Annotated in this window: 21 protein-coding genes; 17 read left to right on the forward strand and 4 right to left on the reverse strand. The window is 70.7% G+C overall.

Going from position 1 to position 22,793, the window contains the following annotated elements:
• Positions 1–258: 258 nt before the first annotated feature.
• The gene (locus tag AB3M34_RS00330; protein ID WP_370617090.1) at positions 259–1,227 is read left to right on the forward strand and encodes a helix-turn-helix domain-containing protein; all 969 of its coding nucleotides are present in this window, start codon (positions 259–261) and stop codon (positions 1,225–1,227) included.
• Between the two features lie 3 nt (positions 1,228–1,230).
• Here the strand turns inward: AB3M34_RS00330 and AB3M34_RS00335 are convergent, their stop codons facing one another.
• A complete protein-coding gene (locus tag AB3M34_RS00335) occupies positions 1,231–1,971 on the reverse strand; it encodes an SDR family NAD(P)-dependent oxidoreductase (RefSeq protein ID WP_370617091.1) in 741 nt (246 codons plus the stop codon).
• 141 nt (positions 1,972–2,112) lie between these two features.
• Between AB3M34_RS00335 and AB3M34_RS00340 the strand changes: the two genes are divergently transcribed.
• Genes AB3M34_RS00340 through AB3M34_RS00360 form a run of 5 tightly spaced genes read left to right on the forward strand, consistent with a single transcriptional unit; the run spans position 2,113 to position 8,989 of the window.
• A complete protein-coding gene (locus AB3M34_RS00340) occupies positions 2,113–3,438 on the forward strand; it encodes an alpha/beta fold hydrolase (protein WP_370617092.1) in 1,326 nt (441 codons plus the stop codon).
• Between the two features lie 45 nt (positions 3,439–3,483).
• Entirely contained in the window at positions 3,484–4,497 is a 1,014-nt protein-coding gene (locus tag AB3M34_RS00345) for a zinc-binding dehydrogenase (RefSeq protein WP_370617093.1), read from the forward strand.
• A gap of 9 nt (positions 4,498–4,506) precedes the next feature.
• A complete protein-coding gene (locus tag AB3M34_RS00350) occupies positions 4,507–6,081 on the forward strand; it encodes a carboxyl transferase domain-containing protein (protein ID WP_370617094.1) in 1,575 nt (524 codons plus the stop codon).
• A 5-nt stretch (positions 6,082–6,086) separates the two neighbouring features.
• Positions 6,087–8,063 (forward strand): biotin carboxylase N-terminal domain-containing protein, encoded by a 1,977-nt coding sequence (locus tag AB3M34_RS00355; protein WP_370617095.1) that lies wholly within the window; start codon positions 6,087–6,089, stop codon positions 8,061–8,063.
• Positions 8,060–8,989: a hydroxymethylglutaryl-CoA lyase gene (locus AB3M34_RS00360; RefSeq protein WP_370617096.1), complete on the forward strand. Its 930-nt coding sequence runs from the start codon at positions 8,060–8,062 to the stop codon at positions 8,987–8,989. The genes AB3M34_RS00355 and AB3M34_RS00360 overlap by 4 nt, the downstream gene beginning before the upstream one ends.
• Before the next feature lie 70 nt (positions 8,990–9,059).
• On the opposite strand, the gene AB3M34_RS00365 is transcribed toward AB3M34_RS00360, so the two are convergent.
• Positions 9,060–9,605, reverse strand: coding sequence for a hypothetical protein (locus tag AB3M34_RS00365; RefSeq protein WP_370617097.1), 546 nt, complete (start codon positions 9,603–9,605; stop codon positions 9,060–9,062).
• Positions 9,606–9,753: 148 nt separating this feature from the next.
• Here AB3M34_RS00365 and AB3M34_RS00370 point away from each other — a divergent pair, with 148 nt between their 5' ends.
• Entirely contained in the window at positions 9,754–10,155 is a 402-nt protein-coding gene (locus AB3M34_RS00370) for a Fur family transcriptional regulator (RefSeq protein WP_370620101.1), read from the forward strand.
• A gap of 43 nt (positions 10,156–10,198) precedes the next feature.
• Positions 10,199–12,463, forward strand: coding sequence for a catalase/peroxidase HPI (gene katG / locus AB3M34_RS00375; protein ID WP_370617098.1), 2,265 nt, complete (start codon positions 10,199–10,201; stop codon positions 12,461–12,463).
• A gap of 125 nt (positions 12,464–12,588) precedes the next feature.
• Here katG and AB3M34_RS00380 read toward each other — a convergent pair whose 3' ends face one another.
• The gene (locus tag AB3M34_RS00380) at positions 12,589–13,281 is read right to left on the reverse strand and encodes an EcsC family protein (protein ID WP_370617099.1); all 693 of its coding nucleotides are present in this window, start codon (positions 13,279–13,281) and stop codon (positions 12,589–12,591) included.
• Between the two features lie 121 nt (positions 13,282–13,402).
• On the opposite strand from AB3M34_RS00380, the gene aat reads away from it, so the two are divergent.
• The 3 genes from aat (at position 13,403) to AB3M34_RS00395 (ending at position 15,533) form a co-directional block, all read left to right on the forward strand.
• Positions 13,403–14,077: a leucyl/phenylalanyl-tRNA--protein transferase gene (gene aat / locus AB3M34_RS00385; protein WP_370617100.1), complete on the forward strand. Its 675-nt coding sequence runs from the start codon at positions 13,403–13,405 to the stop codon at positions 14,075–14,077.
• A 135-nt stretch (positions 14,078–14,212) separates the two neighbouring features.
• Positions 14,213–14,485 (forward strand): HU family DNA-binding protein, encoded by a 273-nt coding sequence (locus AB3M34_RS00390; RefSeq protein WP_370617101.1) that lies wholly within the window; start codon positions 14,213–14,215, stop codon positions 14,483–14,485.
• A 157-nt stretch (positions 14,486–14,642) separates the two neighbouring features.
• Positions 14,643–15,533, forward strand: a complete 891-nt coding sequence (locus AB3M34_RS00395) for a DNA-formamidopyrimidine glycosylase family protein (RefSeq protein ID WP_370617102.1) — start codon at positions 14,643–14,645, stop codon at positions 15,531–15,533.
• A 159-nt stretch (positions 15,534–15,692) separates the two neighbouring features.
• On the opposite strand, the gene AB3M34_RS00400 is transcribed toward AB3M34_RS00395, so the two are convergent.
• Positions 15,693–16,007, reverse strand: coding sequence for a rhodanese-like domain-containing protein (locus AB3M34_RS00400; RefSeq protein ID WP_370617103.1), 315 nt, complete (start codon positions 16,005–16,007; stop codon positions 15,693–15,695).
• 100 nt (positions 16,008–16,107) lie between these two features.
• Between AB3M34_RS00400 and AB3M34_RS00405 the strand changes: the two genes are divergently transcribed.
• From AB3M34_RS00405 to AB3M34_RS00430, 6 genes are all read left to right on the forward strand, one after another.
• Positions 16,108–17,094 carry a hypothetical protein gene (locus AB3M34_RS00405; RefSeq protein ID WP_370617104.1) on the forward strand — a complete coding sequence of 329 codons (987 nt, stop codon included), beginning with the start codon at positions 16,108–16,110 and terminating at the stop codon, positions 17,092–17,094.
• 48 nt (positions 17,095–17,142) lie between these two features.
• Positions 17,143–18,003: a DUF5926 family protein gene (locus AB3M34_RS00410; protein ID WP_370617105.1), complete on the forward strand. Its 861-nt coding sequence runs from the start codon at positions 17,143–17,145 to the stop codon at positions 18,001–18,003.
• Positions 18,004–18,359: 356 nt separating this feature from the next.
• Positions 18,360–19,466, forward strand: a complete 1,107-nt coding sequence (locus AB3M34_RS00415; RefSeq protein WP_370617106.1) for a 3-deoxy-7-phosphoheptulonate synthase — start codon at positions 18,360–18,362, stop codon at positions 19,464–19,466.
• An 89-nt stretch (positions 19,467–19,555) separates the two neighbouring features.
• Positions 19,556–20,731 (forward strand): acyl-CoA dehydrogenase family protein, encoded by a 1,176-nt coding sequence (locus AB3M34_RS00420; protein ID WP_370617107.1) that lies wholly within the window; start codon positions 19,556–19,558, stop codon positions 20,729–20,731.
• 9 nt (positions 20,732–20,740) lie between these two features.
• Entirely contained in the window at positions 20,741–21,859 is a 1,119-nt protein-coding gene (locus AB3M34_RS00425; RefSeq protein WP_370617108.1) for an acyl-CoA dehydrogenase family protein, read from the forward strand.
• A gap of 138 nt (positions 21,860–21,997) precedes the next feature.
• Positions 21,998–22,744: an alpha/beta fold hydrolase gene (locus AB3M34_RS00430; protein ID WP_370617109.1), complete on the forward strand. Its 747-nt coding sequence runs from the start codon at positions 21,998–22,000 to the stop codon at positions 22,742–22,744.
• The last annotated feature ends 49 nt before the right edge of the window (positions 22,745–22,793 follow it).

Here is a 22,793-nt window from a genome sequence, read left to right on the forward strand (position 1 = left end):
CCGCTGGTCCGTGAGCGGTCTCGGGTCCGCTCACGAACGCTTCTCCTCCGCGTCACGGGGGCCGCGCGGAAGAGGTTCGGGGTGTTACAGAGAGAAATCTGCCATGAATTCACCGCTGTGGGAATGGCAGAATGCAGCCATGTCATTAATACGCCACACGATGGCGGCGTGCCCTGTGATTCCCGCAATTCCAGGACAGGGGCCGTAGTCCACGTGGGACGATCGCGCATCGAGAAGAGAGAACGAGGGAGGTGGAACGTGCTCGAGGTGCTGGGCTTCTCCCGCGACGAGTTCGACCTGTACCGCGCGCTCGTCGAGGTCGCGAGCGCCACGGCGGCGGAGCTCGCCGCGACGGTCGGCATGGACACCGACGAGGTCGCCGCTTTCCTCGCCTCGCTCGAGCAGCGAGGACTCGTCAGCAGGCACGAGAACGAGCACCCCGCCCACTTCACCGCGTCGCCGCCGACGGTCGCGATCGGGTCGCTCATCGTCGAGCGGCAGCGCTGGCTGCGGCGGGCCGAGATCGAGCTCGAGCGCCTCAACGACCTCTACCGGAAGGCGGCCGACGACCGGACCGCCTCCGACCTCGTCGACCTCGTGCCCGGACGCGAGGCCGGCATGCAGCGGATCAACCAGCTGCTCCGCGGTGCCCGCCGGGAGGCGCGGATGACCATCCGGACGACCAAGCTGACCTCGGACGGCTACGACTTCGTGGAGGAGCGCCGCGCGCTGGACCGCGGCGTGACGTTCCGCCTGCTCTCCGAGCGTGGCGTGCTCGATCGCCCGAACTCGTTCGGCGAGTTCCGTGACGGGCAGGGCCTGGACGTACGCCTCGCCGCCTCGCTCCCGTCCCGCCTGCTGATCGTCGACTCGGAGATCGCGATGGTGCCGGTGATGGCGGCGCCGGACGACCTGAGCGGCGGCGCGCTGATCGTGCACCGCAGCGGACTCCTCGACAGTCTCATCGCGCTGTTCGAAGGGCTCTGGACAGCCGGTGCGCCGCTGCTCGAGAGCGCGGCCGCCGAGGGAGGTCCGAGCGAGCTCGACGAGACCGACGCACGGATCCTCCGACTGCTCAATGCGGGCCTCACCGACCACAAGGTCGCCAACCAGCTGGGGCTCTCCGCGCGTACGGTCCAGCGCCGCATGAGCAACCTCATGGAGAAGGCCGAGGTCGAGACGCGCCTGCAGCTCGGTGTCGCGGCGAAGCGTCGGGGCTGGCTCTAGCGGTCAGAGCCCGCCGGCGATCCGCAAGGTCGAGCCGGTCACGTACGACGCCTCGTCCGAGAGCAGCCAGGCGACGGCCGGCGCGATGTCGTCGGGGACCCCCGCGCGGCCCAGCGGGATGCGCGCCGCGACACGGGCCGGGCGGCCAGGGTCGCCGGCATCGGCATGGATGCGCGTCTCGATCGTCCCGGGCGCGACGCCGACCACCCGGATGCCTCGCCCGGCGACCTCCTTGGCGAGCCCGAGGGTGAGCGCGTCGACACCGGCCTTGGCAGCCGCGTAGTGGACGTACTCGCCCGGAGAGCCGGTCGTCGCCGCACCCGACGAGATGTTGACGATCGTGCCCGCGGCGCCGACGGCGTCGAAGGCGATCACCGCCCGACGTGCGCACAGCACGGCGGCGGTGAGGTTGAGGTCGACGACGCGACGGACCGTCTCGGTCGGCGTCTCGGCGAGCGGGCCGACGTGGAGCGTGGCTCCGGCGTTGTTGACGAGACCCGTCAGGGGACCGAGCCGGTCGGCGGCGGAGAAGACCGCCTCGACGCCGTCGTCTGTCGTCACGTCCGCACGGACGATCTCGACCGCGGTGGTGGTCGCGAGCTCGTCGCGCAGCAAGGCCGCCGCCGCGTCGTCGCGGGCGTAGCCGAGCACGAGCGCGTGTCCGTCCCGGGCGAGCCGACGTGCGACGGCGGCGCCGATCCCCCGGGTGCCGCCCGTGACGACGGTGACGTGTTGAGTGCTCACGGTCGGACTCTAGTCACGACCGCGGACGGGCGGGCTCTGCGGTGTGGTGACGCGTGAGACGCCGTCTCGCGCCTCGTCCGTTGACCGCACCTGAGCGGGCGCTTAGTGTCGTGGATCACATTCCGGCCCTCAGGAGATTCCGTGAAGCGTGCGCTCGGTTCGGTCGTCGTCGTCCTCCTGCTCCTCCTCGCCGTCCTCGCGTCACCGGCGTCGGCCGGGTCCCCTGGCGGGTCCCGTGGTCATGACCGTGAAGTCCGTCCCATCGTCTTCGTGCACGGGTCCGCGGGCTCGGCCAGCCAGTTCCAGACACCGGCGCTGCGTTTCGCGAGCAACGGGTACGAGGCGGAGGACATCGAGGCCGTCGAGTACGACACCCAGTTCCAGACCAACACGCTCGCCCAGGTCCACGCGCGGATCGACGCCGCGGTCGCGGCGCTGCTGCGCCGTACGGGTTCGGACCGTGTCGACCTCGTGGGGCACTCGCTCGGCACCTACGTCTCCCAGCAGTACCTCAACAGCTCCCCCGATCGGGCCGCTCGCGTGGCCCACTACGTGAACATCGACGGCGTCACGGCGACCGCGCCGCCCGGAGGCGTCGACACTCTGGCGCTGTGGGCCGAGCCGTGGCGCTACCCCGGTGTGACGCGCGAGATCACCGGTGCGACGAACGTCGATCTCGGCGAGCAGGGGCACACCGAGGCAGTCACCTCCGAGAAGAGCTTCCGCGAGATGTTCCGGTTCTTCACCGGCCGTGCGCCGGCAACCGTCGACGTCCGCCCCGAGCGCGGTCGCCGCGTGGTCTCGGGCCGGGTCCACTTCTTCGTGAGCAACCTGCCCGTGGTCGACGGGACGCTGAAGGTCTATCGCGTCAACAGGCTGAACGGTGCTCGCGTCGGCCGTCCCGTGTCGACGTTCGCGGTCACCGACGGTGCGTTCGGCCCGTTCGTGGCCGCGCCGTTCGCGCGGTACGAGTTCGAGCTCACCCGCGGCGAGATCACCCACCACTTCTACACGGAGCCCTTCACGCGCTCGGACCGGTTCGTCCGCCTCATGACCGACCAGCCGGGCGGCATCGTCCGCAGCATCATGACGGCGTCGCCACGGCACACGAACCTCACGATCAGCCGCAACAAGGAGTGGTGGAGCGACCAGGGCGACCGCAACGACACCCTCAGCATCGACGGCGCCGAGATCCTCGACGGGATCGCGCCCCGGACCAAGCGTGCGATCGGCATCGCGGTCGGCGACCAGCTCGCGGACGGCACCAGCGTGCTGGGTCAGCCGATCGCCGCGTTCGCCGCGGTCCCGTTCATCACCGGCGTCGACCAGTACCTTCCGGCGCCGCGCCGGTTCAGCGGCATCCGGCTCCGTGCGGTGCCGCGTGGTTCCCATCGGGCGCACACGCTCGTCGTCCCGGCGTGGCCGTCGTCGGACCACTGGGTGTCGGTGCAGTTCGACGCGCACTGAGAGGGCTTGACCTCAAGTCGACTTGAGCATCGACACTGGGTCACCATGACCCCGAGCGAGGCGACGATGCGAGCGGTGCAGGTGCAGCAGTACGGAGATCCCGAGGTGATGAAGGTCGTCGACCTCCCGCCTCCGGTGCCCGGACCAGGTGAGCTCGTGGTCGACGTCGCGGTCGCGGACGTGATCTTCCTGGATGCCCTGCTGCGCGGCGGTGGTGGCGAGGGCTGGGGGATGTCGACCCCGTACGTCGGTGGTGGTGCCGTCGCCGGCACGGTCGCCGCGGTCGGTGTCGGGGTCGACCCGGCGCGGATCGGCGAGCGGGTCGTCGCTCGCTCGGGGACGCAGGGGGCGTACGCCGAGCGTGTCGCGGTCGCCGACGTGCTGGCCGTCGCACTGCCGGACGAGGTCGGCGACGAGGAGGCCGCGGCGCTGTCCCGGGACGGTGTGACGGCGCTCCGCCTGCTCGACGTCACCCGTGTCGGTGCGGGCGACCGGGTGCTGGTCAACGCGGCGACGGGCGGCTGCGGGGCGCTCGTCGTCCAGGCGGCGCTCGAGCGTGGTGCGACCGTGGTCGGGGCTGCGCGCGGTGAGCGCAAGCTCGCGCTGGTCCGCGAGCTCGGAGCCGAGGCGGTCGACTACTCGCTGCCCGGGTGGACGGAGAAGGTCGTCGCCGCGCTGGGTGGTCAGCCGCCGACGGTCCTGCTCGACGGTGCCGGTGGGACGCCAGGACAGGAGGCGTTCACGGTGCTGGCCGATGGCGGCCGGCTGGTCGCGTACGGGGCAGCGGGTGGGTTTCTGGAGCCGGACGAGCGCGAGGTCCGCCGCCGGGGACTCCAAGTGGACGGCATCGCGGGTGTTCAGCTCGCGGACGAAGACATCCGGGCGCTGACCGTCCAGGCGCTGGAGATGCTGAGGGGTGGGAGGTGGTCGCCGGTGATCCGGCAGCGGTACCCGCTCGACGCGGCCGCGGACGCGCACCGAGGGCTGGAGGAGCGTACGGCGATCGGCAAGACGCTGCTCGTCGTCGCACCGTTGGTGCCGGAGGTTAACAACCGTTAACATCGACGCATGCACCCCACCGGCATGCGCGAGCTCGTCGCCGAGCTGCGCGAACGCCTCGGCACCGTGCGCACCGGCGGCCCCGCCCGTGCCCGCGACAAGCACGAGAAGCGCGGCAAGCTGTTCGTCCGCGACCGCGTCGACCGTCTCCTCGACCCCGGCTCGCCCTTCCTCGAGATCGCGCCGCTCGCGGCGTACGGGATGTACGGCGCCGACGGCGACCCGTACGCGGTCCCGAGCGCCGGTGCGGTCGCCGGCATCGGCCGCGTGTCGGGGCGCGAGTGCGTGATCGTCGCGAACGACGCGACCGTCAAGGGCGGCACCTACTACCCGTTGACCGTCAAGAAACACCTCCGTGCCCAGACGATCGCCGCCGAGAACCACCTCCCGTGCCTCTATCTCGTCGACTCCGGCGGCGCCTTCCTGCCGATGCAGGACGAGGTGTTCCCAGACCGTGAGCACTTCGGACGCATCTTCTTCAACCAGGCGCAGATGTCGGCGCGGGGCATCCCCCAGATCGCGGCCGTGATGGGCTCGTGCACCGCCGGCGGCGCGTACGTCCCCGCGATGAGCGACGAGACCGTCATCGTCCGCGACCAGGGCACGATCTTCCTCGGCGGTCCCCCGCTGGTGAAGGCCGCGACCGGCGAGGTCGTCACGGCGGAGGAGCTCGGTGGCGGAGAGGTCCACGCACGCCGGTCCGGCGTGGTCGACCACCTGGCGGACGACGACGCCCACGCGCTCGCGATCCTGCGCAGCATCGTCTCCACCTTCGAACGCCGCACGCCGCCGAGCCTCGAGCGCAGCGCCGTGGTGGAGCCGCTCGAGGCGCCCGACACCCTGTACGACGTGGTGCCGACCGACTCGCGCACCCCGTACGACGTGCGCGACGTGATCCGGCGCGTGGTCGACGGCTCGACGTTCCACGAGTTCAAGCCGCTCTACGGCGAGACCCTCGTGTGTGCGTTCGCCCGGATCTGGGGCTACCCGGTCGCGATCGTCGCCAACAACGGCATCCTCTTCTCGGAGTCGTCGCTCAAGGGCGCACACTTCATCGAGCTCGCCAACCAGCGGGGTGTGCCGCTCGTCTTCCTCCAGAACATCTCCGGCTTCATGGTCGGGCGCGAGTACGAGAACGGCGGCATCGCGAAGGACGGCGCCAAGCTCGTCACGGCGGTCGCCTCCTCGGTCGTGCCGCGGTTCACGGTCGTCATCGGCGGCTCGTACGGTGCCGGCAACTACGGCATGTCCGGCCGGGCGTACGACCCGCGGTTCCTCTGGATGTGGCCCAACGCCAAGATCTCCGTGATGGGCGGCGAGCAGGCGTCGTCCGTGCTCGCGACCGTCCGCCGCGACGGCATCGAGGCGCGCGGCGAGGAGTGGAGCTCCGAGGACGAGGAGGCGTTCCGGGCGCCGATCCGCGCGCAGTACGAGGAGCAGGGCTCGGCCTACTACTCCACCGCCCGGCTCTGGGACGACGGGATCATCGACCCCGCCGACACCCGGCGCGTACTCGGCATGGCGCTGCAGGCGTCGTCGAACGCGCCGATCCCAGAACCCCACTACGGCGTCTTCCGGATGTGAGTGCGATGACCCAGAGATTCAACAGCGTGCTCGTCGCCAACCGCGGCGAGATCGCCGTACGCATCGTCCGCGCCGTGCAGGCCGCGGGGCTCCGGGCGATCGCGGTGCACTCCGACGCCGATGCGCGAGCCCCACACGTCCTCCTCGCCGATCACGCCGAGCCGCTACGAGCCGCCACCACCGTTCCGTACCTGTCGCTCGACGCGATCCTCGACGCCGCCCGCCGCAGCGGCGCCCAGGCCGTGCACCCCGGCTACGGATTCCTGTCGGAGCGCGCCGACGCGGCCCGTGCCGTGGTCGGAGCGGGTCTCGTCTGGATCGGGCCGACCGCGGACGTCATCGACCTGATGGGGCGCAAGGACCGCGCCCGCGAGGTCGCCGAGCGCGCGGGGGTGCCGGTGACGCGCCGGTACGACGTGCCGGTGGGGTCTCGATCCTCCGCTGGCGCTCCGGCCTCGACCAGCGGTCGTGGTGCTGGCGCTCCGGCCTCGACCAGCGGTCGTGGTGCTGGCGCCGTCGCGTACCCCGTCCTGGTCAAGGCCGCGGCCGGCGGAGGCGGCAAGGGCATGCGGGTCGTCCGCGACCCCGCCGACCTGGAGGCCGCCGTCGCTTCCGCGCGCCGCGAGGCCGCGTCGGCGTTCGGTGACGACACGCTGCTCGTCGAGGAGTACGTCGAGCGCGGTCGGCACGTCGAGGTGCAGGTCGTCGGTGACGAGCACGGCACCGTGCTGCACCTGTTCGAGCGGGACTGCTCAGCACAGCGTCGCCACCAGAAGGTGCTCGAGGAGGCGCCGGCACCGACCATCTCCGACGCCACCCGCGCCCGCCTGACCGAGGCGGCGGTCGCGCTGTGCCGCGAGGTCGGCTACGTCAACGCCGGCACCGTCGAGTTCCTGGTGCACGGCGAGGACGACAGCGCGATCGCGTTCCTCGAGATGAACACGCGCCTCCAGGTCGAGCACCCCGTGACCGAGGCGATCACCGGCCTCGACCTCGTCGCGATCCAGCTGCGCGTCGCGCAGGGCCTGCCGCTCGGGATCACGCAGGAGGACGTGGCCGCGACCGGTCACGCGATCGAGGCGCGCGTCTACGCCGAGGACCCGTACACGGGATTCCTCCCCCAGGCAGGCCGCGCCACCACGGTGGTCTGGCCGGAGCACGTGCGGGTCGACGCCGCCCTGGAGTCGGGCGCCGAGGTCACGACGGCGTACGACCCGATGCTCGGCAAGCTGATCGCGCACGGACCCGACCGCGAGGCGGCTCGTGCTGCGCTCGTCGACGCTCTCGACCGGACCGCCGTCCTGGGTGTCACCACCAACGCCGGATTCCTGCGGCGGCTCGTGGCATCCGACGCGTTCCGCGACGCGACGATCCACACCGCGTGGCTCGACTCGTCCGCGGCCGAGGAGCTCACCACCCGCCCCGCCGTACCCGAGGGAGCCGCCCGCTCCGCTGCTCGGGCCTGGGCGCGGTCGTACGTGTCCCCCGCCGACGACCCGTTCGGGGCTGCCGACGGATGGCGCTCCGCAGCCGGGCCAGCGCCGGTGCTGGTGTCGCTCGTCGACGTCGACGGCGCGCCGACCGAGCTCGCGCTCGCCCCCGGGTCTTACGAGGTCCCCGGTCCCGAGGACGGAACGTCGGTCGTGGACCACGCCGGTGTCGTCGTCGCGTACGAGGGGCAGGCGTGGACCTTCCGCCATCCCGATCCAGCCCGCGACCGCGCCGGCGAGGGCATCGGCGACGCCGACGTCGTGTCGCCGATGCCCGGCACCGTGCTGTCGGTCGCGGTGTCCGCAGGTGAGACCGTGGACGAAGGGCAGGTCCTCGGAGTGGTGGAGGCGATGAAGATGGAGATCGCGCTCAAGGCGCCCTACGCCGGCACGGTCGCCCGCGTCGGTGCGGCGGTCGGCGACCAGGTCGCGCTGGGTGCGCTGCTGTTCCGCGTGGACGGTCTCGACGCACCTGCTGGAGACGACGCATGAGTCTCCCCGCGGTGCACCGTGACCCGGCGCTGCCGGAGGGCGTGACCATCTATGAGGTCGGCGCGCGTGACGGCCTCCAGAACGAGTCCGCGCTGGTCCCGCTCGAGACCAAGCTCGACTTCGTGCAGCGGCTCACCGCCGCGGGTCTGCCGATCGTCGAGGCGACCAGCTTCGTCCACCCGAAGTGGGTTCCGCAGCTCGCCGACGCCGCCGACCTGGTGGCTCGCCTCGACCTGGACGGCGTCGTCCCGTACCCGGTCCTGGTCCCCAACGAGCGTGGCCTCGACCGTGCCCTGGAGGCTGGCGTCACCCACGTCGCGATCTTCGCCAGCGCGACGGAGACCTTCGCGACCAAGAACCTCAACAGCACCTACGAGACGCAGTTCGCGATGTTCGAACCGGTCGTACGCCGTGCGCTCGACGCCGGCGTGGCGGTGCGGGCGTACCTGTCGATGTGTTTCGGAGACCCTTGGGAGGGCGAGGTCGCCATCGACCGCGTCGTCACCGCGGGCAAGCGGCTCCTCGACCTGGGGGCGTACGAGCTGTCGATCGGCGACACGATCGGCGTGGGGACGGCGCACCACGTGGAGGCGATGCTCGACGCGTTCGCCGCCGCCGGGGTCGGGACCGATCGGCTCGCCATGCACTTCCACGACACGTACGGTCAGGCGCTCGCCAATGCGTACGCGGCTCTACGGCGCGGCGTCACGACCTTCGACGCCTCCGCGGGCGGCCTCGGCGGGTGTCCGTACGCGAAGTCCGCGACCGGCAACCTCGCCACCGAGGACCTGGTGTGGATGCTCGACGGTCTCGGCGTGGCGCACGGCGTCGATCTGCCCGCTCTCGTCCAGACGAGCACGTGGATGGCGGAGCAGCTCGGTCGCCCGTCGCCGTCCGCGGTCGTGCGGGCCCTCGCGGCAGGATGATCGCCGAAGATCCGAGCCACCAGGTGACTCGGATCTCGGGCCGTCCGTGCGTGATCGAACCGGCGCGCGCTCAACCGCGCTTGAGGTAGCGCGTGTAGCGGGTGCGGTCGTCGTAGAAGTCGTGCCCCGGACCGACCCGCGCGAGGATGCCGGCGCGTGCCTTCAAGCGCGTGCCGTGGTGCTTGGTCAGGCAGGACTGCGGGACCGAGATCTTGGTCCGCTTGCCGATCCACGCCTGCCGGATGCCGGTGCACGGGACCGGCGTGTAGGTGCTCGGGTCGTCGCCCTGCTGCCAGGCGAGCGTCTTGTCGGTGACCTTGCCGGCGGCGTCGCGGTGGATCGACACGATGTAGATCCATCCCGCGTTGCGCTTCGGCTTGATCTCCAGGTTGGTGAAGGCCAGCTTCTTGAGCTTGCGGTGCGGCACCGTGATCACGCCGGTGGCGCGGTAGGTGCCGTTCTTGAACTTCAGCTTGGTGATGTCGGCGACCTTCGGCGCGTCGCCGCGCGGGTCGTTCACGTTCCCGGTCGCCGCGTGCGCAGTTCCCGGCACCAGCCCGACGGCCAGGACCGTCGCTGCGGCAACTGCCCCGATTCGTACCCCACGTCTGGCCATGATGTCCCCCTTGACTCGTCAGTTCTCGTCCGACCATGGCAGCACACGGAGAGGGTCAGCAGCCACTGCGTTGGCGCGAACTTTCTTTGACTCATTCAAGAAAGCGAGGCAGACTGGCGAGGTGCCCACCGCCAGCGATGTCGAGCAGATGCTCCGTGCCTCGGAGCTGCGGGTGACACGTCCTCGGGTCGCGGTGCTGACCGCCGTCCATGCGCTGCCGCACGCCGACACCGACACGGTCCTCGAGGCCGTACGCGCGGAGCTGCCGGCCGTCTCTCACCAGGCCGTGTACGACTCGCTCCACACGCTGACCGCGCACGGACTCGTACGCCGTATCCAGCCGTCCGGCTCTCTGGCCCGCTACGAGGCCCGCATCGGCGACAACCACCACCACGTCGTCTGCCGCTCCTGCGGAGAGATCGCCGACGTCGACTGCGCCGTCGGTGAGGCTCCCTGCCTGACTGCCGCCGACGACCACGGCTTCGTCATCGACGAGGCCGAGGTCATCTACTGGGGGACGTGCCCCGACTGCATGGCTGCCGACTCCTGATCACCGAACTCCCTCATGCCCGTCCATCGGAAGGAATAGAACGATGACCGAGAACCCGCACGGCGCCAACGAGCACGGCGTCACCGTCACCGACGAGGACCTGCCGGAGGAGGAGCGCGCGGCGGGCGGGTGCCCCGTCGCCCACGACGGCCGCATGCCGCACCCGACCCAGGGCGACGCGAACCGTGTGTGGTGGCCGAACCGGCTCAACCTGAACATCCTGGCCAAGCACGCCCCGGCCAAGGATCCGATGGACGACGACTTCGACTACGCCGCCGAGTTCGAGACCCTCGACCTGCCTGCGGTCAAGCGGGACATCCTCGAGGTGCTGACGACCTCGCAGCCGTGGTGGCCCGCGGACTTCGGGCACTACGGCCCGCTGATGATCCGGATGGCCTGGCACAGCGCCGGCACCTACCGGGTGAGCGACGGGCGCGGAGGCGCGGGCGCAGGCCAGCAGCGCTTTGCCCCCCTCAACAGCTGGCCCGACAACGTCAGCCTCGACAAGGCCCGCCGTCTGCTCTGGCCGGTGAAGAAGAAGTACGGCAAGAAGCTCTCCTGGGCCGACCTCATGGTCCTCTCGGGCAACGTCGCGCTCGAGTCCATGGGCCTCGAGACGTTCGGCTTCGCCGGTGGCCGTGAAGACGTGTGGGAGCCCGACAACGACGTCTACTGGGGTGCCGAGACCGAGTGGCTCGGCAGCGACAAGCGCATCTCGGGCGGTGACAAGCGCGAGTTGGAGAAGCCGCTCGGCGCGACTCACATGGGGCTCATCTACGTGAACCCCGAGGGCCCCGAGGGCGTGCCGGACCCAGTCGCCGCGGCTCGCGACATCCGTGAGACCTTCGGCCGGATGGCGATGAACGACGAGGAGACCGTCGCGCTCATCGCCGGTGGGCACACCTTCGGCAAGACCCACGGCGCCCACCCCGACGACCGACTCGACCCGGACCCGGAGGCGTCGCCCCTCGAGGCGCAGGGCCTCGGCTGGAAGAACGGGTACGGCACCGGTGTGGGGCCCGACACGGTCACGAGCGGGCTCGAGGTCACCTGGACCTACCACCCGACCCGCTGGGACAACGAGTTCTTCCACATCCTCTTCGCGTACGACTGGGAGCTGACGGCGTCGCCGGCCGGTGCGCACCAGTGGAGCCCGAAGAACGGTGCCGGCAGCGACATGGTGCCCGAGGCGTTCGGTGACGGCCGTCGTGAGCCGCGGATGCTGACGACCGATCTCGCCCTGCGGCTCGACCCGGTCTACGAGCAGGTCTCGCGCCGGTTCCTGGAGCACCCCGAGGAGTTCGCCGACGCGTTCGCACGGGCCTGGTTCAAGCTGACGCACCGCGACATGGGTCCTGTCGAGCGCTACCTCGGCCCGGAGGTCCCGAGCGAGACGCTGCTCTGGCAGGACCCGGTTCCCGCGCCGGAGGGCGAGCCCCTCGGCGACGCCGAGGTCGCGGCGCTGAAGGCCAGGATCGCCGAGTCCGGCCTCTCGGTCGCGCAGCTGGTGTCGACCGCCTGGGCGTCCGCGTCGAGCTTCCGCAGCAGCGACAAGCGCGGCGGCGCGAACGGCGGCCGGATCCGCCTCGAGCCGCAGAGTGCCTGGGAGGTCAACGAGCCCGACGCGCTGGCGCAGGTCGTCCGGGCGCTCGAGAGCATCCAGGAGGCGTTCAACGCCGAGGGCGGCAAGCAGGTCTCGTTCGCCGACCTGGTCGTCCTCGCCGGCGGCGTCGGCGTCGAGAAGGCCGCCGAGGCCGCTGGCTACTCGGTCACGGTGCCGTTCACTCCTGGTCGTGGAGACGCCACACAGGAGCTGACCGACGTCGAGTCGTTCTCCTACCTCGAGCCCACCCATGACGGGTTCCGCAACTACCTCGGCAAGGGGCACCCGCTTCCGGCGGAGTTCCTGTTCGTCGATCGCGCGAGTCTGCTCGGTCTGAGCGCGCCCGAAGCAACGGTCCTCGTCGGTGGCCTGCGGGTCCTAGGCGCGAACTACGGCGGCACCGACCTGGGTGTCCTCACCGAGACTCCGGGCGCTCTGACGAACGACTTCTTCGTGAACCTGCTCGACCTCGGCAACACCTGGAAGTCGGTCGACGGATCCGAGGGCATCTACGCGTGCCTCTCCGGGAAGACCGGAGAGCAGCTGTGGACCGGCAGCCGCGTCGACCTCCTGTTCGGCTCGAACTCCGAGCTGCGCGCGGTCGCCGAGGTCTACGCGAGCGACGACGCCAAGGAGAAGTTCATCGGCGACTTCGTCGCAGCCTGGGTCAAGGTCATGGAGGCGGACCGCTTCGACCTGAAGTGACCGTCTGACACTCTGCGTTGGCCCCCACGCAACCGTCGCGCCCCACCGATCACCTGCGGTGGGGCGTGGCGTCTTCGTGGGGGCCAACGCAGAGTGAAGGCCGCCAGACGTGCCGCCCTACGTGCTCAGCGGGGCAGGGCGAGACGGCGGTCGCGGAGCTCGGAGCGGGCGTACCCCGCGAGCTTGGCGGTGTGGACCGCGTCGCTCACCGCGCCGACGCTGCCGCCGAGGATCGGCACCTTGCGGATGAGGACCGACGCGCCCTGCTTGCCGCTGACCCGCCCGAACATCGCCGTCGTGACCTCGCGGGCGATCCGGTCGTCGAGCAGCGGGTCGTGGACGGGCGACGTCGCCAGACCCATGGGGGTCGACGGGAGGCGCTGGTCCTTGATCGCCTTGGTGACCTCGTCCTTGCCGAGAAGGCACGCCATCACTGCGTTGCGGACGCGCGGGTCGTCGAGGTCGTAGCCGCGCAGGTAGGCGATCGCTGCCACCATGTGGCACTGGAGGACGGCGAGGCCTGTCACGTTCGCAGGCACGGTGACGACCATGGACGCGACCCCGCCGACGTTCGTGAGGAACCCCTGCGCGCTGGCGTAGCGCACGTGGACGCGTACGACGTCGTCGATGGCGTCCTCCACGCGTCCACCCGCGAGCGCGAGCCGTGCGTCGGCGGCGACCCGGACGGGCTTGAACGGACCGGCGCCGTCGATCGCGCGCTCGAGCAGCACACGGACGTAGCCCGACGTGACCTTCGGCCCTGCGGCGGACGCGACCCGCGGGCCTACGAGCTTGGCGGTCGATCTGGCGATGCCCACCTTCAGCCTCCTGTGGACGGGGTACTCCCCATCGTAGGACGGCCGCTCAACCACGTCCGGACGTGCAGACGAGGATCGTCAACGACCCGACAGGGCTCACGTGGCGCGAGATACTTGAAGGGTGACACCGAAGCCGCTTCCGCTGAACCGATGGGACTTCGGGCGCGACGACTGGCCGGTCGACGACGACTTCGTCGGGGTCGGTGCCGACCTGGAGCCGGGGACGCTGGTCGCCGCCTACGCGGCGGGGATGTTTCCCATGCCGGTGGAGCCGGGCGGCCCGATCGGGTGGTGGTCACCCGTACGGCGTGGCGTCCTGGAGCTCTCCAAGCTCCGGGTGACCCGCTCGTTGCGCAAGTCGACGCGACATTTCGCCGTGACCATCGACACGGCTTTCGACGAGGTCGTCGCGGCCTGCGCGGACCCTGTCCGCGAGGGCGCGTGGATCGACGGCCAGATCGCCGACGCGTACGGCCGTCTGCACCGTCTCGGATGGGCTCACTCGATCGAGGTCCGGACCGCTGGAGGCGCGCTCGCAGGCGGTCTGTACGGCGTCGCGATCGGTGGCCTTTTCGCAGGTGAGAGCATGTTTCACCGTGAGCGCGACGCCTCCAAGGCGGCGCTCGTCGGGCTCGTGGAGATGCTGTCGGACGAGCATGCCGACCAGCGCCTCGTGGACACCCAGTGGCTGACCCCGCACCTGGCCTCGCTGGGGGTCGAGGAGTGGCCCCGCGAGAAGTACCTCGAGGCGCTCCCGCAGGTCCTCGAAACGCCGTTACCGGGTCCGTGGCGCTGAAACCGTGCGCGTCGTGGGCTACTGTCGAGTCGCACCACACCGGCGTGGGAGCCCGTAAATACGGGGAATTCTGGCATTTCTTCCTATGCTGGTGTGGACACAAGACAACCGTCCAACGCACGTCGGAGGAATCCCGTGAACCGTACTGAACTCGTAGCCGCCGTCGCCGAGACCGCCGGCACCACCAAGGCCGACGCCGACGCGGTCCTCAGCGCCTTCGGTGACACGCTCATCGACGCCGTCGGCAAGGGCGAGAAGGTCCAGATCCCGGGCCTGCTGACCGTCGAGCGCGTTGAGCGCGCCGCGCGCACCGGCCGCAACCCCGCGACCGGCGAGACCCTGGAGATCCCCGCCGGTTACGGCGTGAAGGTCACCGCGGGCAGCAAGCTCAAGGGCGCCGTCAAGTAAGACGTTCCACCGAAGGGACCCCGGGTACGCACCAGCGACCCGGGGTCCCTCGCGTTTCCGCACGCCCCGACCCCGATTTGTGCAGCGGGACAAGGGAACTCATCTCCGATTCCTTGTCCCACTGCACAAATCGGGGACGGGACGGCACACTGGTGGCGTGCCTGAGCTCCCGGAGGTCGATGCGCTGGTCGGCGACCTGTCGCGTCGCCTGGGCGTCTCCGAGGGAGAGCCCCGTGCGATCGTCGCCGCGTACCCGGCCGCGATCAGTGCACTGAAGACGTACGACCCGCCCGTGAGCGCGCTCGCCGGCCTCCTCGTCGACGACGTCACGCGCCGCGGCAAGTTCCTCGACATCTCCGCAGGGGGTCTCCACCTCGTCATCCACCTCGCCCGTGCGGGATGGCTGCGGTGGAAGGACGAGCAGCCGAAGGCGCCACCGCGACCGGGTGGCGGCAAGAACCCCCTCGCCTTCCGTGTGGTCCTCGACGACGGGTCGGGCTTCGACCTCACGGAGGCCGGCACCAAGAAGGGGCTCGCGGTCTACCTCGTACGCGACCCCGCCGAGGTCCCCGGCATCGCCCGGCTCGGACCCGAGCCGCTCGACGACGCGTTCACGCTCGACGTCTTCCGCGGCATCCTCGAGGCGGCAGGCCGGTCGCAGATCAAGGGCGTGCTGCGCGACCAGTCCCAGATCGCCGGCATCGGCAACGCCTACTCCGACGAGATCCTGCACGTCGCGAAGATGTCGCCGTTCAAGCCGGCGAGCGCGATCGTCGCGTCCGACGAGGACCTCGAGACGCTGTACGCGGCGATCGGTACGACGCTGCGCGACGCGATCGCCCGCTCCGACGGACTGGCCGCGTCCGAGCTCAAGCGGGAGAAGAAGTCGGGGCTGCGCGTCCACGCCCGTACGGGTGAGACCTGCGAGGTCTGCGGCGACACCGTCCGCGAGGTGTCGTTCGCCGACTCGTCCCTGCAGTACTGCCCGACCTGCCAGACCGGCGGCAAGCCGCTCGCCGACCGGCGGATGTCGAAGCTGCTGCGGTAGGGGTCTCGATCCTCCGCTGGCGCTCCGGCCTCGACCAGCGGGGGTGAGGTGGCGCGGTCTCGATCGCTTCGCGCCTCGACCAGCGGGGGTGAGGTGGCGCGGTCTCGATCGCTTCGCGCCTCGACCACTGGGGGTGAGGTCAGACCAGCGGGGGTGAGGTCAGACCAGCGGACGGCCGGCCTGGTGCCAGGCGATCACACCGCCGGCGAGGTTGACCGCGTCGACGCCGCGCTGCTGCAGGAACGCGGTGGCGCGAGCCGAACGGCCGCCGACATGGCAGTAGACGAGCACCTGGCCGTCGGCGGGGATCTCGTCCGCGCGAGACGGGAGGTCGCCGAGGGGGATGTGAAGCGCGCCGTCGATGTGACCGCTCGCCCACTCATCTGGCTCGCGGACGTCGACGACGACGAGGCCTGCGGGAACGGGTTCCGGAACGCCTGCGACCTCGACGGTCGGGATGGTGATCTCCTCCATGCCGTCCATCCTCTCAGCAGCCACAACTGTCCTCCCGGCGCAGGCGTTCGTTAGGCTGACCCCGCCGGGCGCATGGGCGGTACCGGCCCGAGGAGGATTCATGTCGCAAGGCCCGCAGGACCCGTATGGACGCCCGTACGGCTCTGGTCCCGGACAGCCCGCAGGCTCGTCGTGGGGCGGTTCGCCCGCTCCGTCGTCCCAGGGTGGCCAGGGTGGCCAGCCCGGGCAGCAGCAGGGCGGTCAGCACTGGTCCACGCCGCACGCTCCTCCGACCTCGCGTGGCCGTGACGTCGAGTCGTCGTCCTCCCCGTGGGGCATGGTCGCCGTCGTCGCGCTCGCCATCGCGGCGCTGGTGTCGCTGGGCTACGCGATCTACGCACTGACGTCGCGTCGCGGCATCTTCGCCGACCTCGCCGACGACCCGGGCTCGGTCAGCCGCAGCGTCGCCGAGGACAGTGACTCGCTCAACTCGATCCTCGTCGTGGCGACCGTCGTCGTCGTGCTGGTCGCCCTTGCTCTCTGGGCCGTCGCGCTCGCCGGTGGACGCGGCCGCACGATCGTCGGATGGGCCGGCCTGGGTGTCGTCGTGCTCGGCGGGATCGTCGCGGGTGCCGGCGCCGCCATGACGAGCGGCGTCGAGAGCGCCGACGACGTCGACGACGCAGTCACCGGCTACCTGCTCGTCGGTGGAGGCACCGCGCTGGTCGCGCTGGGTCTCGTCCTGGGCATCCTCGGCATCCTGGGGTCGCGCAAGGCGCCTGCCGCGCCGGCGCCCTCCCCGTACGGTCAGCCCTCCTCGCAGCCGGAGCCGACGCAGCAGCTGCCGAGCCAGCAGCCGTACGGTCAGCGTCCGCAGCAGCCGTACGGCCAGCCACAGCCCTCGTACGGTCAACCGGGCCAGCCTTCGTACGGCCAGCCCCACTACGGCCAGCCGGGCCAGCCCGGTCAGCCCGGCCAGCAGCCCCAGCAGCCGCCGTACGGCCAGCAGCCCCAGCAGCCGCCGTACGGTCAGCCGGGCCAGCAGGGCCAGCAGCCTCCGTACGGCCAGGGCCCCTACCCGCCGCAGGGTCCGAGCAGCGGCCGCTGAGCCGCCTCGACCCGCGTCGTACCCGTCACTCACTCAGGAGAACCCACCATGGGCAAGAAGTCGCGTCGTCGCGTCAAGCCGGCGAAGGTCGAGCGGGTGCCGTTCCGCGCGCGCACGTTCGAGGGGCTGCCCGGTGAGTGCGACTGGGTGGCCATGCGCGAGTTCGTGCCGTCGGCCACGGCGGTCGTCACGCTCCGACCGGAGATCGCGGTGGACGCCACCGTCCGGGTCTGCACCCTTCTGCCGGCGGCAGCGCCCGGACTCGTCCGTCCCGACGGAGAGCTCTGGGTCGGCCTCCAGGTGACCCACAACTTCGGTGACGTGAGCCGTGACATCGCTGCAGCGATCGAGCAGGGTCTCGGACTCGAGCCGGGCTCCGAGATCGTCGCCACCGACCCTGGCGTCGGTCCACGCCTGCAGGAGATCGTCGACCCCGCGTCGGAGTTCGCCGTCGATGTCCAGGAGGGCTTCGACTTCTGGACCGCCGGCGTGGACGACCCGACCGGTGACATCGCTGCCGGCATGGAGCAGGCCAACCAGCTGGCGACTCCGACGGCGCGCCTCGAGGAGGTCGACGCCGCCTACTGGACCCAGCTCGGCGAGCGCCAGTTCCTGCGCTGGGTGATGCCCCACGACGAGGAGACGCTGCTCAGCGCGCTCGCCCGGCTCCACGTCGCCGGTGACGACCGCCTGGGCGACGACGTACGCCTCATCGGCTCGTTCCGCGCGCACGGTCTCCTCGTCCCGGTGTGGGAGATGGAGAAGCCCACCGAGGCCGCTGAGCTCGAAGGACCGGTGGCGGCGTTCCAGTCACGCCTGAACGACGCGCTAGCGGATTCGACGCCGTTGACGACCGAGCAGCGGGGCGCCAGGAACGGTCTCGCGAACCGTCAGATCACCGTCCGCTGAGGGCCTCGGCCGGTCTTCGTACGGCGCGTGAGCCAGGTCACAAAATGCCCTCTTGAACGCCTGTACAGGATGCCTTAGAGTTCACGTCAGACCCCGGTCGTTGCTGTATCCCCCGTCAGCAGCGGTCGGGGTCTTCCCATTCCCCCGCGCGCGTTCCGCTGGTGCCGTCGTGCTAGCGTCTGCGACGTGATGAGCGGACGATTTTATGGGCGCGACGTGCTGGTGCAGCCAGCGGTCGGCGTCTGACCTTTCCGACTCGCACAGCTAGCCAGCACAGGCACGGACCACACGGTCCGTGCCTTTCGTCATTCGTGGCGGTGCCGGCTCGACATCGGCGCCGCCGAGAGGAAGCGCCGATGTCATCGACAGCCCCGGTCCAGACCGGAACCACGACCCCGCCCCGTACGAGCGACCTGCGCGTGCAGTCGCTCGAACCGCTCGAGCCGCCGCGCGAGGTCGTCGCGGCTCGCCCGCTCAACGACGCGGCGGCCGATCTGGTGGCGGCCTCGCGGGATGCGGCTGCCGCGATCATGTCCGGCCGAGACGACCGGCTCCTCGTCGTGGTGGGGCCGTGCTCGATCCACGACCCGAGCGCCGCGCTCGACTACGCCCACCGCCTCGCGCCGCTGCGGACCGCGTACGCCGACGACCTCGAGATCGTCATGCGCGTCTACTTCGAGAAGCCGCGGACGACGGTCGGGTGGAAGGGCCTCATCAACGATCCCGGCATGGACGAGTCGTACGACGTGCGGCGCGGGCTGCGCCTCGCCCGGTCGGTGCTGCTCGACGTGCTCGCGACCGGGTTGCCGGCGGGCACCGAGCTCCTCGAGCCCACGAGCCCGCAGTACCTCGCCGACGCGGTCTCGTGGGGGGCGATCGGTGCGCGTACGCCGGAGAGCCAGGTGCACCGGCAGATGGTGTCGGGGCTGTCGATGCCGGTGGGCTTCAAGAACGCCACCGACGGGTCGGTCCAGGCAGCCGTCGACGGGTGCCGTGCGGCAGCCGCAGCGCAGACGTTCTTCGGGATCGACGGCGACGGGCGGGCGAGCGTCGTGTCGACCAGCGGCAACCCCGACTGCCACGTCATCCTGCGGGGCGGCCACGACGGCCCCAACTACGGCGTGGCGTCGCGGCGCGCTGCGCTCGAGCTGCTCGAGCGGGCCGGCATGCCGCAGCGGCTCGTCGTCGACGCGAGCCACGGCAACTCGGGGAAGGACCACGTACGCCAGGCCGCGGTGGTGCGCGAGCTCGCGCACGACGTCGCGGCCGGTGACCGCGGGATCGCCGCGGTGATGCTGGAGAGCTTCCTGGTCCCCGGCAAGCAGGCGCCGGCGCCGGCCGGCCTCACGTACGGTCAGAGCGTCACCGACGCGTGCATCGGCTGGGACGTCACCGAAGGGCTGCTCGCCGAGCTCGCGTCGGCGTCGGCAGCGCGCCGGGTCGACCGGCAGAGCGGGGCCTAGGCTGGATACCTACCCCCGGGTAGCCGGCTAAGCGCGCGCTTACCTAGGCTGTCCCCATCACCAGGTCGTACGCCACCAGGAGAGCGAACATGAGGCTTGCCCTGTCAGCGGAGGACGCACAGCTCCAGCAGGAGCTGCGCGAGTTCTTCACCACCAAGGTTCCGCAGGAGATCCGCGACACCGTCCGCAGCGGTGGGGAGCTCACCAAGGAGCAGATCATCGAGGCTCAGCGGGTGCTCAACGCTGGCGGGTACGCGGTGCCGAACTGGCCCGTCGAGTGGGGCGGCAAGGGATGGACGCCGCTGCAGCGCCACATCTGGCTGGACGAGATGCAGACCGCCGCTGTTCCCGCGCCGCTCGCGTTCAACGCCAGCATGGTCGGTCCGGTGATCGCGACGTTCGGCTCGCAGGAGCAGAAGGAGCGCTTCCTCCCTCCGACCGCGAACCTCGACATCTGGTGGTGCCAGGGCTTCTCCGAGCCGGACGCCGGCTCCGACCTCGCCTCGCTGCGCACGACCGCCGTCCGTGACGGTGACGAGTGGGTGGTGAACGGCCAGAAGACGTGGACCACGCTCGGCCAGTTCGCCGACTGGATCTTCTGCCTCGTCCGCACGAACCCGGACGCGCCGAAGCGGCAGCAGGGGATCTCGTTCGTGCTGTTCGAGATGTCGACGCCTGGCGTGACCGTGCGCCCGATCAAGCTGATCGACGGTGGCTACGAGGTCAACGAGGTCTTCTTCGACAACGTTCGTGTTCCTGCCGACCAGCTCGTCGGGGAGGAGAACCGAGGCTGGGACTACGCGAAGTTCCTCCTCGGCAACGAGCGTGACGGCATCGGTGCGACCGGCAGCACCAAGCTCCGCCTCGAGGTCCTCAAGGAGCACGCCTCCGTGCCTCTCGCCGACGGCAGCCGCCCGATCGACGACCCTGCCGTCGCCGCACGGTTCGCATCGCTCGAGAACCAGCTGCTCGCGCTCGAGCTCACCGCGCTCCGCGTTGCGGGCGCCTCGAAGGACGGCAAGCCCGACCCGGTCTCGTCGATCCTCAAGCTCCGCGGCTCGGTGCTCATCCAGGAGGTCAGCGAGCTCGCCGTCGACCTGGCCGGCGGCGACGTCCTGGCCGCGGGTGCCGACGACGACTCCGACGTTCCGTCGTGGGCGGGCCACTCGGTGCCGACCTACCTGAACCTCCGCAAGGTGTCGATCTTCGGCGGGTCCAACGAGATCCAGCGCACGATCATCGCCGGCACGATCCTGGGACTGTGAGGGACTGACATGGATTTCAACTACGACAAGGAGCAGACCGCCCTTCGTGGCGCGGTCCGCGGCATCCTCGGCGAGTCGGCCGGCAACCGTGAGAAGGTCACGGCGACCGAGCCCGGCTGGGACCGCGACGTCTGGAGCAAGCTCGCCGACATGGGCCTGCTGGGCCTGCCGTTCGACGAGGCGTACGACGGTGCCGGCGCGACCGCGGTCGAGGTCGGGATCGTCGCTCAGGAGATCGGGCGCGTCCTCGCTCCCGAACCCTTCATCGACGTGGTCGTCGGCGCCGGCGAGCTGATCGCCGACGCGGGTACCGACGAGCAGAAGCAGGACCTCCTCCCTAAGATCGCCTCCGGCGAGCTGGTCGCGGTCATCGCGCACAGCGAGGCGCGCGCGCCCCACGGCACCGCGGCCTACGGCGTGACGGCCACGTCCGCCGACGGCGGCTGGACCCTCGACGGCGTCAAGGAGCCGGTACGCCACGGCGGTGTGGCCGACGTCTTGATCGTCAGCGCGAAGGACGGCGACACGACCCGTCTCTTCGTCGTCGACGCGACGGCCGACGGCGTCACCCGTACGACGTACGCGACTCCCGACGACGGGTTCGCGGCTCGCATCGTGTTCTCGGGCGCGGCAGCGACCCCGCTCGGCGAGGGAGGCGAGGCAGCGCTGGCGTCCGCATTCGCCCGACTCCAGACGGCGTACGGCGCAGAAGCGGTCGGCGCGATGGAGGTCTCGGTCGAGACCACCGTCGGCTACCTCAAGACGCGCAAGCAGTTCGGTGTCACGCTGTCGAAGTTCCAGGCGCTGACCTTCCGTGCGGCCGACATCTACACGTCGCTCGAGCTCGCTCGTTCCATCTCTCTGTGGGCCACGATGTCGCTCGCGGAGAAGGGACCCGACGTCCTCGTGGCCGCGCGGCTGCAGGCCGAGCTCGGTCGTACGGCTCGCCACATCAGCCAGGAGTCGATTCAGCTGCACGGCGGCATCGGCGTCACTGCCGAGTACTCGATCGGCCACTACGCCGCGCGCCTCACGGTGCTCGAGCGGACGCTCGGCAACGAGGCGTACCACCTCGCGCAGATCGCCGACGACATCGCCGACCGCGGGATCGTCGAGCTCCTGCACTGACGCGTAGGGGGCCACCCGGCCCCACCCGTACGGTGAGCCACGTCTGCCGGTGGTGAGCGACGGTACTGAACCCGCGCTCACCACTGGTACGTGTGGCTCACCGCGATGAGTTCGGCCGCAGCACGGGGTCGTTCCTTCATGACTACCTTCGTCCTCATTCCCGGAGCCGGCGGCGACCCTGCGTACTGGTCGCTCCTGGTGCCCGAGCTCGAACGCCGCGACCACACCGCGATCCCCGTCGACGTGCCGCAGCACGACGCGTCGACGGGGATCCAGGACCACGTGCAGACCGTGCTCGAGGCGATGACCGCGAAGGACGCCCCGAGCGGCGAGAAGCTTGTCGTGGTCGCGCAGTCGATGGGGGCGTTCATCGGCCCGGTCGTCTGCACCCGGGTCCCGGCCGACCTGCTCGTCCTGCTGAATCCGATGATCCCGTCGCCGGGCGAGACCGCCAGCGAGTGGTGGTCGGCGACCGGGTCGTCCGCCGCGCGCCGTGAGGCAGGCTGGGACGACTTCGACGTCGCGCGCGACTTCTTCCACGACGTGCCGGACGACCTCGCGGCCGAGATCCTCGCCAACGGGGACCGCGAGCCGTCGGATCGTTCGTTCGCCGAGCCCTGGCCGTTGGACGCGTGGCCCGAGGTTCGGACCGCCGTGATCGCCGGGACCGACGACCGGATCTTCCCGATCGCCTTCCAACGTCGCGTCGCGCAGGACCGGCTGGGGCTCGACCCGTACGAGATGCCGGGCGGTCACCTCGTCGCGCTCAGCCGCCCGTCGGAGCTCGCCGACCAGCTCGAGGCTCTGGTCCGCGACCAGGTCGGAAAGAAATCTCCAGAAAGTTCGCGCACTCTGTCGAAAACCCGGGGCGCCCGTTCGGCGTAGGGGTGAGAGGCCCCTCCGGCACTAGGGTCGAGGCGGCACCGAACCGACA

The organism is Mumia sp. Pv4-285, assembly GCF_041320275.1.
GTDB classification, from domain to species: Bacteria; Actinomycetota; Actinomycetes; order Propionibacteriales; family Nocardioidaceae; genus Mumia; species Mumia qirimensis.